The sequence below is a fragment of the Arthrobacter sp. GAS37 genome (assembly GCF_044908325.1).
Classification (GTDB): domain Bacteria; phylum Actinomycetota; class Actinomycetes; order Actinomycetales; family Micrococcaceae; genus Arthrobacter; species Arthrobacter ramosus.
The window spans coordinates 1-13761 of sequence record NZ_JBIYDB010000027.1; the positions used below are offsets into that span (position 1 = coordinate 1).

Below are 13761 nucleotides of genomic sequence, written 5' to 3' on the forward strand. Positions count from 1 at the left end.
CTCTTCACGCGTGAAACCCTTGTTATCAACGGCCATCGCCGGCTCCTTCAATCAACAGGTCATGAATGACTCACAACCAGCTTGACGATGAGGGGGCGTTTGGGTTTAAGCCGCCAAAGGTGAGCGGGCGTTTGGGTTTAAGCCGCCATAGGTGAGCGGGCGTCAGAGGAGGCGGCGCTCGGCGGCCCACTTGGTCAGTTCGTGGCGGCTGGAGAGCTGGAGTTTGCGGAGCACCGCGGAGACGTGGGTTTCCACGGTCTTGATGGAAATGAACAGTTCCTTGGCCACCTCCTTGTAGCTGTAGCCCCGGGCGATGAGGCGCATGACTTCCAATTCCCTCGCGGAGAGCCGGTCCAATTCGTCGTCGGCGATCTCGGCCGGGGAGGTTCCGAACGCGTCCAGGACAAATCCCGCAAGCCTCGGCGAGAAGACGGCGTCACCGTCGGCCACGCGGATCACGGCATCGGAGATCTCGGGGCCGGAAATGGTCTTGGTGACATAGCCACGGGCCCCGGCCCGAATGACGGCGACGACGTCCTCGGCGGCGTCCGAGACGCTCAAGGCCAGGAAGCTCGTGTTCCCGCGCATCGGAGAGGATGCGCTGATGACCTCCCGCCCGCCACCGCCAAGGCCGCCGGGCAAATGGACGTCAAGCAACACCACTTCCGGGTGAACCTCGGCAATCACGGCGATGGCTTGTTCCACTGTTCCGGCTTCGCCCGCGACGTCGATCCTGGAATCGAGGTCGGCCTTCAGCCCGGACCGGAAGATGGCATGATCGTCCACGATCACCACGCGAACCTTCCGCGGCACTTGCCCGGCTACGACCTGCTCCGGCTTGATCTCTTCTGGGGTGCCGTTCATGCTTTGGCTTCTCCGTTTCGGTTCTCTGCTTTGTCGGCGCCCTCGACGGGCAGTTTCAGGCGGACTTCCGTGCCCTCGGAGCCACTGCTGATGACCGCAGTGCCGCCGTGGCGTTTCATCCGTCCGATGATTGATTCCTTGACTCCGAGCCGGTCTTCCGGGACGGCATCCGGGTCAAAGCCGGGTCCGCGGTCCCTGACAAAAACTTCGCTGCCCGTGTCCGAGCTCTCGAGATAGACGGACACGGCTCCGCCGCCGTGCCGGGCAGCATTGTGCATGGCCTCCCGGGCCGCCAGGACGAGGGCTTCGTGCCTGTCCGTCATGGCGGCGTCTCCCACGCTGACGACGTCGACAGCGTGTCCGTGGGCGTCCTCCACTTCGGCTGCGGCCGCGGCAATCCGCTCCGCCAGGAGTCCCGCATCCTTGGCGGCGTCCCGGTACAGCCAGGTGCGCAGTTCACGCTCCTGGGCACGGGCGAGGCGGACCACGTCCTGCTCGGAACCTGCCCGGCGCTGGATCAAGGCGAGCGTCTGGAGTACCGAGTCGTGCAAGTGGGCGGCAATCTCCGCCCGCTCCGTCTCGCGAACCCGCGCCGCCCGCTCAGTCTCAAGGTCCTTCCAGAACTTCAGGCCCCACGGCAGCAGCACCAGCGCGACGCCGCCCAGCACTGCGATGGAAGCCAGCAGCGCGAGCCATGTCTGCTCCCATGAACCGGAACCGGACACCATGACCAACACACCGGCAACCACCAGCGCCAGGCCCGCAGCAAGGCGGACCCAGCCGCCGGCTTGGTCCGCCTTGGTCTTGTCCACCAGTCCGGCCCGGCGGGTCTCGTCCAGCTGCATCCACGCGATCGCCGCTCCGCCGAGTATGGCTGCCGCCGGGATCAGCGTGCCGAGAGGGACCTCGACGCCGAACTGCCGGGCGATGAGGATGGCGGCCACCAGGAGCAGGCCGGCTCCCAGGAGGATCTCTTTCCCGTACTGGATGCGCCGAATCCTGAACCAGGAGCCGAAGACGGGAGCCGGGCTGGACAGCGGCCGCGGCCGCGCGCCGCCGTCGGGCGCTGGTACTTCAGGAGGCATACTCACCGAGGGAGGCATGCTCACCGATGGAGGCATGCTCACCGCGGGAGCAATGGGCGACACCGGCCGGCGGCTATTGCGGCGGGCGCTTTCGTCGGCGGTGGGCACCATGACCCACAGCCAGGCGTAGAAGGCCAGGCCCGCGCCGCCGGCGAACGAGGCAAGGACCATACCGAGCCGGATGTACTTCACAGGCCAGCCAAGGTGGTCCGCCAGGCCGCTGCACACGCCGGCAATTACCCGGTCGCTGCTCCGGACCAGCGGCGGGCGTTGGATGGCGGTTGTCATGAATCCATCCAAACACGTATCAGGGCCTTCTGCGATCGAAGCCAGGGCATCTCAGGGGGCCACTCAGGGAACGTTCAGGGTATCCCCCAATAGAGGGCGACGTCGCCAGGCGGCAAGATCGAAGTATGAACGCGAACAGCATGAATCCCGAGGACTCCGGACAAGCAGCGGAGCCCGGACAACCTGCAGAATCCAGCCAGCCGGCCGGAACGGGCTCGCCGGAAGAACCGGTCCAGCCAAACGCCGGCCCCACCGGCGGCGCGGCACCGAACTACGCCGTTCCCGCTCCCCCGCAGAACTTCTTCAACTGGATCCGCAGCCAAGGCATCAGCCGTGGCCGGGACCGGTGGATGGGCGGCGTGGCCAGCGGCATCGCCCACCGCTTCGGCATCGATCCTTTGATCGTCCGCGGCATCTTCATCGTCCTCACCCTCTTCGCCGGCATCGGCATCCTGCTCTACGGCGTCGCCTGGGCCCTCCTGCCCGAACCCGATGGCCGCATCCACGCCCAGGAGGCCGGTGCAGGGCGTTGGTCCGCAGGCATGACCGGCGCCCTTATCACAACCATCATCGGATTGCCCAGCCTCGGCCACGGCTTCTGGGGATGGGGCTGGAACGGCGTTCCTGGAGTCCTGTGGACGCTGTTCTGGGTAGGCGGCATCATCTACCTGGTCTACTTCCTGGTCCAGCGCAGCAAATCCCGCAACGGAAGGCAGACCATGGGCACACACAACTACGCGGCCGCTCCAGGTTCCCCTGGCGGGGCGGGCACCCATGGCTCGGCAGGCTATCCAGCCGGCCCTTACAGCGCAGGTCCATATAGTGCCGGTGGTTACGGGACCGGAGGGGCCGCAACCCCCTCGGGACCCGTCAATCCCGCGGGGCCCTACCCGCCGGCTGGCGTACCCAACCGCCCCGAGCGGCCGAGGCGGCAGGGACCGGGCGCGGCTATCGTTGCGGTCTCAGCGGGGGCAGCCCTGCTGGCCGGCGGAACGCTCAAACTGCTCGACGCCGGCAACGTCATCCACTTGGGCGACGCCGCCAACGCGGTGGTCTGGGCAACGGGCGCCGCAGTCCTCGGCCTCGGCATCCTCGTCGCGGGACTTCGTGGCCGCACATCGGGGCTGCTCGGCTTCCTGGCCGTTGCGACGCTGGTGATCGGGGGCATATTCAATATCGCCCCCAGCGCAGACCACTTCCGTCTCCAGAATGCCCAATGGAATCCCGTGAGCATCGACGATGCCCGCAAAGGCTTCGACATTACCGGGGCCAACGGGACCGTTGACTTGACCAAGCTGAACCTGAGCGCACCGCTGGGTTCCGACGTCGTGGTTCCGATGGACGTGACCGCAAGCAACATCAAGCTCCTCATCCCCGCGACCGTGCCGGTGGAGGTCCAAGCAGACATGACCTTCGCGAACCTCAAGCAGGACGGTAGCGCCGTCACCCAAAGCAACGGTGGTACCCGGGACAGCTTCAACACGGACAAGCCCGGCGCCAAGCTGGTCGTCAAACTTAACGGCACCTTCAGCAACGTCACCGTCCAGGAAGGAAACTGACATGAGCACGCACGAACCCACGCGGCCATTTGAAGCGACGCCCGCACCCGAACCCACGGCGCAAGCCGCACGGGCAAGGGTGAGTACGGTGGTCTGGGGGCTGATTGTCGTGGCACTCGCAGCTTTGATCATCATTTCCAAGCTCGGCCTCGTGGCGCTCAACGGCAACTATGTGCTGATCGGGCTCATGATCGGGGCCGGCGCGGCACTCGTGATCGGAGGCCTGGTGTCGGCCCGCTCCCGAAAGGGCAGCGGATCCGGCCCGGACTCCGGAGCCGGCGCCGCCGATTCCGACCACCGCTAGCAAGCAGCACGTGACAAAGCAGCCACAACAGGGAAGGCTCTAGCCATGAACAAGTTCTTCAGCATCGTACGGGGCATCGGCCTTAAGCGCGGTCCGCAGCGTTTGATCGGAGGGGTTTGCGGTGGCATTGCCGCCAAACTCAGTGTGGACGTGGCCTACGTCCGGATTGGCTACCTGATCTTCTGCCTGCTACCCGGACCCGCCGTCGTGATCTACGTGGTGGCATGGCTGCTGCTTCCCAACCAAAGCGGCACCATTGCGCTGGAATCTTTCCTCACCCAGCGTTCGCAAGGCAGGAACTAGCACAGCCCGGCCCCGGGTTTACGGGCCTGCAAGTTCACCAACGCTCCGCCAACGCGGCGGGGCGCTGGGCTTGTTAAGCCAAGTTCAATAAGCCGGTCATTTAGTCCAGGCTTGCCCGTCCAATTTCCAAGTTGTTTCAAAAGTCTCATCCCCGGCGACGGTCATGTTTGTGTCCCACCCCACATTGCCCCCTACAATCGTTGTGAGCTCAGCGTGGCGCTCTGCACGTATACCTCCTAGCCAGGATTTGAGCCCTCATGAAAATTGGAATCCTTACCAGCGGTGGCGACTGCCCCGGACTTAACGCCGTCATCCGCGGCGCCGTCCTCAAGGGAATTGCCATTCACGGCCAGGAATTCGTCGGTTTCCGGGACGGTTGGCGAGGCGTCGTGGAGGGCGACGTCATCGACATTCCCCGCACCATGGTCCGCGGTATCGCCAAGCAGGGTGGAACCATCCTCGGCACGTCCCGCACCAACCCGTTCGAGAACGGCGGCGGGCCGGACGTCATCAAGGCCCACATGGACCGCCTCGGCATCGATGCCATCATTGCCATCGGCGGCGAAGGCACCCTGGCCGCCGCGAAGCGCCTTACCGACGCCGGCTTGAAGATCGTAGGCGTCCCCAAGACTGTCGACAACGACCTCGACGCCACCGACTACACCTTCGGTTTCGACACCGCCGTCCAGATCGCCACTGAGGCCATCGACCGGCTGCGCACCACCGGAGAATCCCACCACCGCTGCATGATCGCCGAGGTCATGGGCCGCCACGTGGGCTGGATCGCCCTGCACGCGGGCATGGCCGCCGGCGCGCACGCCATCCTGATCCCCGAGCAGAAAGTCAGCATCGAGCAGATCACCGAGTGGGTCCAGGAGGCCCACGATCGTGGCCGTGCACCGTTGATTGTTGTGGCCGAGGGTTTTGTTCCCGACCACATGGATTCCCCGCACTCCGAACGCGGCCTCGATACCTTCGGCCGGCCCCGCCTGGGTGGGATCGCGGACCAGCTCGCTCCGGAAATCGAAGCCCGCACCGGCATCGAGACCCGCGCCACGATCCTCGGCCACATCCAGCGCGGCGGCGTCCCCTCGGCTTTTGACCGCGTCCTGGCTACCCGTTTGGGCATGGCAGCCATCGATTCCGTCGTGGAAGGCCGCTGGGGAACCATGGTGGCCCTCAAGGGCACGGACATCGAGCACGTGGGCTTCGAAGCTGCCCTCGGCAAGCTCAAGACCGTCCCCCAAAACCGCTACGACGAAGCCGCGGTGCTGTTCGGCTGAGCCGGTTCTTCAAAGGAGCAGGCGGGTACCACCAGGTACATGCCTGCTCCTTCCTTACCAGGGACTGCATAGACTCGATGTCATGGAACTTGATGCGGGCTCGGCGGAAATTGTGCTGCTGGCCTGGGCCCGACATTTAGGGTTCGACGACGAGGCCTTCAGTTTCGTCTCCGGCTCACCTGCTGCCCGCAACGGGGAGCGGTTGGTCCGGGAAGACGAAGACGCCGAATCCATTACGTTCGTGAGGCTCTTTGGCCGCTCCGCATTAGTAGCTCCGGCATGGGCGGCGGCCGCCGCCGTCGAGCTCTCGGACGATCAACTGAGCGAGCATTCCGCACTGTTGCGGATCAGCCGCGAACACGGTGGCCACGGGCTCGGGACGTCGGCGCTGCTGTTCGCCGACGACCTTCCCCTTTTCCAGCCGGGCGGCGAAGTCACCGTCTCCCACGGTCATCCCGAGGCGATCGAGTTGGAGGGCAGATGCCCTCCGGACGACGTCAACGAAGTCCACCTCTCAAGGATGGACCACCATTTCACCGTGATGGATGGCAACGAACCGGACCGCAAACCGGTGGCCTGCGGCGCCTATGCGGAGTGGCAGGGGATCCTCGCAGACATGGGCGTCCTGGTGCCGCCGGAATTTCGGCGGCAAGGGCTCGGAACCCTGGCTGCCTCGATCGCCGCCCACGAGGCACTAGCCTCCGGCCTGACGCTGCAATGGCGGACCGCGCTGGACAACCGGGGATCCATGGCCTTGGCCCGAAGGCTGGGATTCGTCGACGGCGGCATCCAGACTTCCGTGCTGCTCCGCTAACGCCCTCTCTCTGCCGCGAGTTGGCAGAGGATGCCCTCAAAATCGCATTTTGAGGGCATCGTCTGCCAGTTCGCGCGGGACTAACGCCTTCCCTGGCTGCTGTCCGCCGGGGAACCTGCCTCGGACGTAGCTGCGGCAGCCGGGGAACCCCAACCCTGGACGGCTTTGGGCTTGCCGAACAACAACGCCGCTACTGCGCCCAGCAGAATCGCAAAGGCCGGCAGCAGGACCGACTGGCTCATCGCCGTCGAGAAGCCGTCATGCAGGAATTCAGGCAACTTGCCGGCGAATCCACTTTCGCCTGCCGGGGCGGCACCTGGCGGGGCCGCGGGCAACTCGGCCGCGAGCCGGGACTGGATCAAGGCAGCAATCGCGGCCGATCCCAGCACCGCACCGATCTGGCGCGTCGTGTTGAAGACACCGGAACCGGCTCCGGCCGAGCGCGGCGGGAGGTTGCGGGTAGTCGCGTTGGAGACCGGTCCCCAAATGAAGCCGTTGGCCACACCCTGGAGGGCGCTGGGCAGCAGGAACATCCAGATGGGGGTGTCCGGCTTCAGGAGGGTCGAGGTCCAGAAGAGTGCGCCGGACAGGCAGACGAGGCCGAAGGCGGCGAACCAGCGAGGGTTGATGCGGTCGATCAGCTTGCCAACGAAAGGCGCGAGCGCACCGGAGATCACGGCCATGGGGATCATGAGCAAAGCGGACTGCGTCGGGGACAAACCGCGGACTACCTGGTAGTAGAAAATAGTGGGCAACGGGAACGCTGTGATGGTGAAGCCCATCGCCATGATGGTGGTGTTGCCCAAGGAGAAGTTGCGGTCCTTGAACAGGCCCAACGGCAGCAGGGGTTCGCCGCCGCGGCGCTCCAGGAGCCACTGCCACAACACGAACACGGCAAGGACAACGAGCCCGGTGATGATCAGTCCCCACACGGTAATGGGTCCGGTGACGGTGCCCCACTTGTAACTTTGGCCTTCCTGGATACCGAACACCAGCAGGAACATGCCTGCTGCGGACAGCAGCACACCCAGGACGTCGAACTTGTGACTGTGCGTGGTCAGCTTCGGTACCAGCCGGGTAACGAGGACGAAGGCAACGACGCCGATGGGAACGTTGACGAAGAAGATCCACTGCCAGCCGAGGCCGTCAACCAACACGCCGCCGAGGATCGGACCGACAAGGATGGCCATGCCAGCCGTGGCTCCCCAGAGGCCCATGGCCGCGCCGCGGTGGTCCGGCGGGAAGATCCGGGTGATGACGGCCATGGTTTGAGGCGTCATCATGGCCGCGCCGATGCCCTGAACCACCCGGGCCGCGATCAGCATGCCGATATCGCCCGAGAGGCCGCACCACAACGAAGCCAGGGTGAAGACCACGAGGCCGATCAGGTAGAGGTTCTTGGGCCCGAAGCGGTCACCGAGCCTTCCGGTGATCAGCAACGGCACGGCGTAGGCGAGGAGGTATGCGCTCGTCACCCAGATGACGGCGTTGATATCGGTATGCAGGCCTTCCATGATCCGTGGGTTCGCCACGGAAACAATGGTGGTGTCGATCAGGATCATGAAGAACCCGACCACGAGGGACCACAGTGCGGGCCACGGTTTAGCTACGTTTTCCATGGGTTTCCTTTGACTGTGCTGAATTTCTTGCAAGGTGGTGCGTGGGATGGGCGGTCACCATGGCAACTGCCCGCTGCGGAGATCATTTTGGAAGCTGCGTATCCAGTCGATTTCCGTCCGCAGCATGGTCTGTTGGTACTTGACGTCGATCCAGAACTTGGGCTCGACGCCTTTTGCAGCGACAGCTTCTTCACCGCGGACCAGGAAGTCGAGTTGGTTTTCCAGGTTGGCCAGGCGGTGGTCGAGGAGTTCGAGTACGACGCCGGACGGCAGGTTGTGTGCCTCGGCGATCGCGTGGGGGAAGACCGGGTATTCGTCCACGGGTTCCGCCAGCATGTTCTGGAGGCGCTCGGTCAGCGCTTCCCTGCCGGTTCCCGTGATTCGGTAAGTGGTGCGCTCGGGTCGGTTGCCGGCACGGTCAATGCCTGTGGACTCGACCAAACCCGCCTCTTCGAGGCGACCGACTGCGTGGTAGAGCGTACCCGGCCGGACTTTGACCAAGCGGTCCTCATGGCGGGCCATCAGGAGCTGGTACATCTCGTAAGGATGCATCGGCGCCTCGACAAGGAGGGCCAATGCAGCGACGCCAAGTGGAGTCAGTGCGGCTCGTGCCATGTCCCCATCCTCCGTACGAACTATTCCACAACAACTATTCCACATGGAATATATGATCGCAAGACACCCGCCTCGGCGAGGCCGTCAATGCTATCCGAGCAGTCCGAGTATCTCCGTGCGCGCAAACATCCGGGCGGCCTCGCGCGCTGTCGGCGCACCGGCGTCGGGATCGGCCCCGGCGTCGATCAACACCCGGGCCACCTCCGTGTAACCCTTGAAAACTGCGCCGGCCAGCGGAGTCTGGCCACGGTCATTCGCTCCGTTTGCGTCGGCACCGTGGTACAGCAGAAGCTGAACGGTTTCAGCGTGGCCATGGTATGCGGCCAGCATCAGGAGCGAGTCGCCCGCGGCTGTCCGCATTCCAGCCGGCGCGCCGGCGTTGAGGTAGCTGCGCAGGACTTCCGAGTTGCCTTCCCTGGCAGCGTCGAACAAAGTGTGCGCCAAAGCAATGGCCTCGTCATCGGCACCCGTCGCTTGGGCTTCGGCGCCCGTCGTTTCGCTCATCGATGGGGTCCCTTCAGGAATCCAGTCTGGCGCCCCACGACCTGTCCGGCGTCGGGCGCAACGATTACTTCCTGGGCGGCCGGATAAGGCTCCTCACCGTCCAGCACGGTCAGCACTTCCTGCGGGTCCACAGACCGTTTGATAAGCGCCAGTCCTACGGCCCCCATTTCGAAATGCTGGGCCACGGATGTCAGCGTACCCACCTTGCGCTCTCCGGCAAATACGACGCTGCCCGGCGCCGGGAGGGTGTGCTGCGAGCCGTCCAATTGCAGGAAAACGAGCCGCCGGGGCGGGTGTCCCAGGTTGTGGACGCGGGCGATGGTCTCCTGGCCCTTGTAGCAGCCTTTGGACAAGTGGACCGAGGTCCGCAGGAGATCGAGTTCGTGCGGAATGGTCTTCTCGTCCGTCTCCGCGCCGAGCCTGGGACGCCAGGCGGCGATGCGGAGCGCCTCCGCGGCCAACGAGCCGGCGAGGGCCATGCCCTCAACGGCCGCTTCAAGCTCGTCCGCGGGAATGAGGTACTCGAACCAGGGACGCTCAAGGCCGGGATGGGAACTTTCCTCCACCACGCTGTAGGAATAGCCGCCGACGCCGATGTGCGGCCACGGGTCCTCCCAGACGAGCCGTCCGGACCAGGCGCCAACGGGCTTGGTGGAGCCGACGACGGCCCAATCGGCCGACACGTCGGCCACCTCGACGCGCAACATGAACCGCATTTTGTCGAGCCACTCCGCCAGCGGGGCAGACTCGGCGCCCTCGACCAGCAGCCAGGTGGTCTCGCCGTCGTCCACCACGCGGGCGTCGAATTCGATGCGGCCCTGGATGGTGAGGAGCAGCAGTTCGCTTGAGACGCGCGGCTGGAGGTTGGTCAGTTGCTGCGAGGAAAGAGTGTTGAGCCAGCTCAGGCGGTCGGGGCCGGTGACGGTGACAACGCCCCGATAGGAAAGATCGACGACGGCGGTGCCGGCGGCGAGTGCGCGCTGCTCCCGCAGGGGTTCGCCGTAGTGGGCCGCGACGCCGGAGTCCTCGCCGCCGCCTTCTACAGCTCCGGGGCGCGACAATAGGGGGCTCTTGTAAGTCATATGTAGTAGAAGTCCTTGGGGCTCAGCGGTATTCCGGATTTTCAAAATCGAAGCGCGTGCCGGCTTTCCATTCATCCGGGAGATTGCCGTAGGCAGGAATGCCGCCCACGTCCTTGAGCATCCGCGCGTAGTGGAGCAGGTTCCAGGTCATGAAGGTGGTGTTCCGGTTGGTGAAGTCGCTTTCAGGGCCACCGGATCCTTCGTCGAGGTAGCTGGGTCCGGGGCCGACCGCACCGATCCAGCCGGCATCGGCCTGGGGCGGAATGGTGAAGCCGACGTGCTGGAGGCTGTACAGGACGTTCATGGCGCAATGTTTGATGCCGTCCTCGTTGCCAGTGATGAGGCAGCCGCCGACTTTTGGATAGTAGGCCCACTGCCCTTTGCTGTTGAGCTGGCCCGAATGGGCGTAGAGCCGCTCGATGAGCTTCTTGGTCTGGGAGGAGTTATCGCCAAGCCAGATAGGACCGGCCACCACCACGATGTCGGCCTCCAGCACAGCCGGATACAACTCAGGCCATTCATCCGTGGCCCAGCCATGTTCGCGCATGTCCGGATACACGCCGGCGGCAATATCGTGGTCAACCGTGCGGATCACCCCCGTGCTGACGCCCTGCTTCTCCATGATGCGCCGGCTGATGGCTATCAGTCCGTCGGTATTGCTCACTTGCGGGGATGGCTTGAGCGTCCCGTTGAAAAACACGGCCTTGAGATCGTCATAGCCGGCGGGTTTTGTTGCTTCGTTCACTTGCTACTCCCCTTTGGTTCGGACTGCTAAACGGGACGTTCAGTGAGGTCTCTTCGGTGAGACCTTGAAGCCAGGGAACAAGCCCTTCTACTAGAGCTTGCTCAGGAAAGCCGAAGCATGGGCCTCGAGCGACTTGCCCGGAGTGGACACATCCCAGCGCCACAACAGATTGCCATCCACGAGGCCGAAGATGCGCGTGGCCGCAGTGTATTCCTTCGAGTGGCCGCCGCGCATCACCATATCTGTGCTCAGCTGGATCTGCGGCCCCTTGATCTGGCCGTAGTACAGCTCGCTGATGCCACCGGGATGGGCGATCGTCACAGCGATGTCGAACCCGCCGTCCTCGTTCCGGTGGGCCTCGACGTCGTCGGCCGTCTTCAAAACGGGCACCATCTCCGCGGGAATCAAGCCCGGGCCGCCGTCGGCGTCGAGCATTTTCCGCTCCAGGGCCCAGAAGCCCGTTTCGACGGTGAGGGGCCGCAATTTGGTGCCGTCCTCGTCGCTGAGCCAGCTTTCGGCCCGGTACTCCAGATAGGGCAGACCGTGGTGGGTAAAGGAGACGTGCTGGATGAAGTGATCCGAGTCTTCTTCACCGCTTCCAAGCCGTCCCCGGCCTTCCCACTCACCAATGAGCCAGGAAAGGGGTACCAATTCAGGTGTCAGGTCGGAAGGGATTTCAATGGGCACAGCAATTACCTCAGTGGACCAGAAGGTACAGAAGCTCTACTTCTGGCCCTTGAAGAGACGGTAAACGACAAAACCAGCGAACCACGCCATCGAGAGGCTGGCCAGGCCGAGGAGGACAAGGAAGAAGATTTCAAATGCAAGTACGGACATGATGCCATCCTAACTGTTAGTAGATGAGTAGTTTGTCGATGAAGTAGCACAAGGCACCAACCGCCCAGACGGGCGCGACGCCCATTCCAAGGACAGCCGGGAAATTCAGGCGGCCGAGCCGAAGCGTCACCATCCGACGGAAACTGACCAAGACGGAGCCGATGACGACGCCCACCACGATGGCGGCCACGATCGCGATATTGGAGAACACCAGGCCTGCCAGCGGAGCGACCAACCCGGCCGCCACGATGCCCAAAGGCGCCACGACCCGGTCCGGCCAGCGCAACAAGCCGGCGAGGAGGGCGACCGCGGCGCTGAGAGCGGCGACCAACACCATTTCCTTGATCCCGTTGAACCTCGCCCCCGCAATCCAGCCCGCGCCAAGGCAGCTCAGCAGGACACCGGCGCAGCTACCAAGGGTGGATTCGAGCCGTTGGGCCTGACCGGTTCCGCGAATCAGCTGCACGACGAACACCGCGATCACGCCTGCGGCGATGAAGGCGGGGGTTGCGTCGAGAAATCCGGGGGCTGGCACGAAACCGGCTGCCAGGGCTGAACCAGCACCGCTCAGCCCGATCACCGCTGCGAGGGTCTTCTTGGCGGGGACCGCTAGAAAATGGGGCCAGCCGATGCCAACCGCGGCCGACGCCAGAATTCCGACGGCGACCAGCCCTTCCGTGGGGCCGTAAGAGCTGGCGACGAAAACCGCGAGCGCCACGAGGCCGACCACCCCGATGCTCCAAGACTTCACTGCGCCCCTGACCTCACTGTGTCCGTAACCTCGCTGCGCCCTCGACCTCACGGGGGCCCAGGGGCCCCGTTTTGTTCCAGGTTGCGAGCAACCTCCTGCCAATCCTGCCTTATACGGCACAAATATGTCGCAAACAGGGGTTGAAGGTGACACGAATCCCTGACGTTGCAGAGGCCTTTGGGTATACTCGGTTGTCAACAGCGCTTCTTGTTGCAACGCTTCCGTTACAACGGAACCACGCCCCATAAGCAGCTACCGGCCGGTGGAAACCCGGTTCAGACGCCCGATGATGCGCGGACCGCCCATTGGAGGAACTATGTCGCACATCCTGCTCCTGACGAACAGCACCGGCTCGTCGGTAGACATCCTGCCCGCCTTGGAGCTATTGAACCACCGGGTCCACATCCTTCCGGCAGAGCCAACGGCGTTGCTCGAAACCGACCCCACCGACGTCGTTTTCCTCGATGCCCGCAAGGACCTCGTGGGAGCCCGCTCCTTGACCCAGCTGCTCAAAGCCACGGGCCTGAGCGCCCCCCTGATCCTGATCCTCACTGAAGGCGGCATGGCTGCCGTCTCTTCCGCTTGGTCCGTGGATGACATCGTCCTCGACTCCGCAGGGCCGGCCGAAGTCGAAGCCCGGATCCGCCTGGCCGTGGCCCGTGCCATCCCCGGCGAAGAGGAGGCCAACACCGAAATCCGGGCGGCCGGCGTCGTGATCGACGAGGCAAGCTATACGGCGCGGGTGAACGGGCAGCCGCTCAACCTGACCTTCAAGGAGTTCGAACTCCTGAAGTACCTGGCCCAGCACCCGGGCAGGGTGTTCACGCGCCAGCAGCTTCTCACCGAGGTGTGGGGCTACGACTACTACGGCGGCACGCGCACCGTGGACGTTCACGTCCGGCGCCTGCGTGCCAAGCTGGGCGTGGACCACGAGAACCTCATCAGCACAGTCCGCAACGTTGGCTACCGGTTGACGTTGGTCCGCTTGCCGGAAGACGAGCTCACGGAGGCCTAGGCTTCCGAACCTTCGAAACCCCAAGCTTCTGAAAGCGCTTCTGAAACACAGGGAAGGCCCGGACTCACTGAGTCCGGGCCTTCCCTGTGTTTG

At 64.4% G+C, this 13761-nt stretch carries 15 protein-coding genes; 6 read left to right on the top strand and 9 right to left on the bottom strand.

Annotated features, from left to right (window positions below; all coding sequences use genetic code 11):
• Nucleotides 1–162: 162 nt before the first annotated feature.
• Nucleotides 163–864 carry a LuxR C-terminal-related transcriptional regulator gene (locus ABH924_RS17950; protein ID WP_404500977.1) on the bottom strand — a complete coding sequence of 234 codons (702 nt, stop codon included), beginning with the start codon at nt 862–864 and terminating at the stop codon, nt 163–165.
• Nucleotides 861–2237, bottom strand: a complete 1377-nt coding sequence (locus tag ABH924_RS17955) for a PspC domain-containing protein (RefSeq protein ID WP_404500979.1) — start codon at nt 2235–2237, stop codon at nt 861–863. The genes ABH924_RS17950 and ABH924_RS17955 overlap by 4 nt, the downstream gene beginning before the upstream one ends.
• A gap of 125 nt (nt 2238–2362) precedes the next feature.
• Here ABH924_RS17955 and ABH924_RS17960 point away from each other — a divergent pair, with 125 nt between their 5' ends.
• The 5 genes from ABH924_RS17960 (at nt 2363) to ABH924_RS17980 (ending at nt 6500) form a co-directional block, all read left to right on the top strand.
• Entirely contained in the window at nt 2363–3796 is a 1434-nt protein-coding gene (locus ABH924_RS17960) for a PspC domain-containing protein (protein WP_404500980.1), read from the top strand.
• Between the two features lies 1 nt (nt 3797).
• Nucleotides 3798–4100, top strand: coding sequence for a hypothetical protein (locus tag ABH924_RS17965; RefSeq protein ID WP_234749034.1), 303 nt, complete (start codon nt 3798–3800; stop codon nt 4098–4100).
• A 45-nt stretch (nt 4101–4145) separates the two neighbouring features.
• Nucleotides 4146–4403 (top strand): PspC domain-containing protein, encoded by a 258-nt coding sequence (locus tag ABH924_RS17970; protein WP_404500981.1) that lies wholly within the window; start codon nt 4146–4148, stop codon nt 4401–4403.
• A 257-nt stretch (nt 4404–4660) separates the two neighbouring features.
• Nucleotides 4661–5686: an ATP-dependent 6-phosphofructokinase gene (locus tag ABH924_RS17975; protein WP_265979275.1), complete on the top strand. Its 1026-nt coding sequence runs from the start codon at nt 4661–4663 to the stop codon at nt 5684–5686.
• 82 nt (nt 5687–5768) lie between these two features.
• Complete coding sequence (locus tag ABH924_RS17980; RefSeq protein WP_404500984.1) at nt 5769–6500, top strand: GNAT family N-acetyltransferase; 732 nt, start codon at nt 5769–5771, stop codon at nt 6498–6500.
• Nucleotides 6501–6580: 80 nt separating this feature from the next.
• On the opposite strand, the gene ABH924_RS17985 is transcribed toward ABH924_RS17980, so the two are convergent.
• The 7 genes from ABH924_RS17985 to ABH924_RS18015 all read right to left on the bottom strand — a co-directional run bounded on the left by ABH924_RS17985 (nt 6581) and on the right by ABH924_RS18015 (nt 12653).
• Nucleotides 6581–8119, bottom strand: coding sequence for a DHA2 family efflux MFS transporter permease subunit (locus tag ABH924_RS17985; RefSeq protein ID WP_404500986.1), 1539 nt, complete (start codon nt 8117–8119; stop codon nt 6581–6583).
• Nucleotides 8120–8173: 54 nt separating this feature from the next.
• Nucleotides 8174–8734 (bottom strand): PadR family transcriptional regulator, encoded by a 561-nt coding sequence (locus ABH924_RS17990; RefSeq protein ID WP_404500988.1) that lies wholly within the window; start codon nt 8732–8734, stop codon nt 8174–8176.
• A 90-nt stretch (nt 8735–8824) separates the two neighbouring features.
• Complete coding sequence (locus ABH924_RS17995) at nt 8825–9238, bottom strand: ankyrin repeat domain-containing protein (protein ID WP_404500990.1); 414 nt, start codon at nt 9236–9238, stop codon at nt 8825–8827.
• Nucleotides 9235–10320 carry a YgfZ/GcvT domain-containing protein gene (locus ABH924_RS18000; RefSeq protein WP_404500992.1) on the bottom strand — a complete coding sequence of 362 codons (1086 nt, stop codon included), beginning with the start codon at nt 10318–10320 and terminating at the stop codon, nt 9235–9237. The genes ABH924_RS17995 and ABH924_RS18000 overlap by 4 nt, the downstream gene beginning before the upstream one ends.
• A gap of 22 nt (nt 10321–10342) precedes the next feature.
• Nucleotides 10343–11065: a flavodoxin family protein gene (locus ABH924_RS18005; protein WP_404500994.1), complete on the bottom strand. Its 723-nt coding sequence runs from the start codon at nt 11063–11065 to the stop codon at nt 10343–10345.
• A gap of 90 nt (nt 11066–11155) precedes the next feature.
• Nucleotides 11156–11752 carry an FABP family protein gene (locus ABH924_RS18010; protein ID WP_404500996.1) on the bottom strand — a complete coding sequence of 199 codons (597 nt, stop codon included), beginning with the start codon at nt 11750–11752 and terminating at the stop codon, nt 11156–11158.
• A gap of 166 nt (nt 11753–11918) precedes the next feature.
• Nucleotides 11919–12653, bottom strand: a complete 735-nt coding sequence (locus tag ABH924_RS18015; RefSeq protein ID WP_404500998.1) for a permease — start codon at nt 12651–12653, stop codon at nt 11919–11921.
• A 316-nt stretch (nt 12654–12969) separates the two neighbouring features.
• On the opposite strand from ABH924_RS18015, the gene ABH924_RS18020 reads away from it, so the two are divergent.
• A complete protein-coding gene (locus tag ABH924_RS18020) occupies nt 12970–13668 on the top strand; it encodes a response regulator transcription factor (RefSeq protein ID WP_234749023.1) in 699 nt (232 codons plus the stop codon).
• The last annotated feature ends 93 nt before the right edge of the window (nt 13669–13761 follow it).

Coding starts and splice junctions, on each gene's coding strand:
- ABH924_RS17950 (WP_404500977.1), bottom strand. CDS start 864: ATGAACGGCACCCCAGAAGAGATCAAGCCGGAGCAGGTCGTAGCCGGG.
- ABH924_RS17955 (WP_404500979.1), bottom strand. CDS start 2,237: ATGACAACCGCCATCCAACGCCCGCCGCTGGTCCGGAGCAGCGACCGG.
- ABH924_RS17960 (WP_404500980.1), top strand. CDS start 2,363: ATGAACGCGAACAGCATGAATCCCGAGGACTCCGGACAAGCAGCGGAG.
- ABH924_RS17965 (WP_234749034.1), top strand. CDS start 3,798: ATGAGCACGCACGAACCCACGCGGCCATTTGAAGCGACGCCCGCACCC.
- ABH924_RS17970 (WP_404500981.1), top strand. CDS start 4,146: ATGAACAAGTTCTTCAGCATCGTACGGGGCATCGGCCTTAAGCGCGGT.
- ABH924_RS17975 (WP_265979275.1), top strand. CDS start 4,661: ATGAAAATTGGAATCCTTACCAGCGGTGGCGACTGCCCCGGACTTAAC.
- ABH924_RS17980 (WP_404500984.1), top strand. CDS start 5,769: ATGGAACTTGATGCGGGCTCGGCGGAAATTGTGCTGCTGGCCTGGGCC.
- ABH924_RS17985 (WP_404500986.1), bottom strand. CDS start 8,119: ATGGAAAACGTAGCTAAACCGTGGCCCGCACTGTGGTCCCTCGTGGTC.
- ABH924_RS17990 (WP_404500988.1), bottom strand. CDS start 8,734: ATGGCACGAGCCGCACTGACTCCACTTGGCGTCGCTGCATTGGCCCTC.
- ABH924_RS17995 (WP_404500990.1), bottom strand. CDS start 9,238: ATGAGCGAAACGACGGGCGCCGAAGCCCAAGCGACGGGTGCCGATGAC.
- ABH924_RS18000 (WP_404500992.1), bottom strand. CDS start 10,320: ATGACTTACAAGAGCCCCCTATTGTCGCGCCCCGGAGCTGTAGAAGGC.
- ABH924_RS18020 (WP_234749023.1), top strand. CDS start 12,970: ATGTCGCACATCCTGCTCCTGACGAACAGCACCGGCTCGTCGGTAGAC.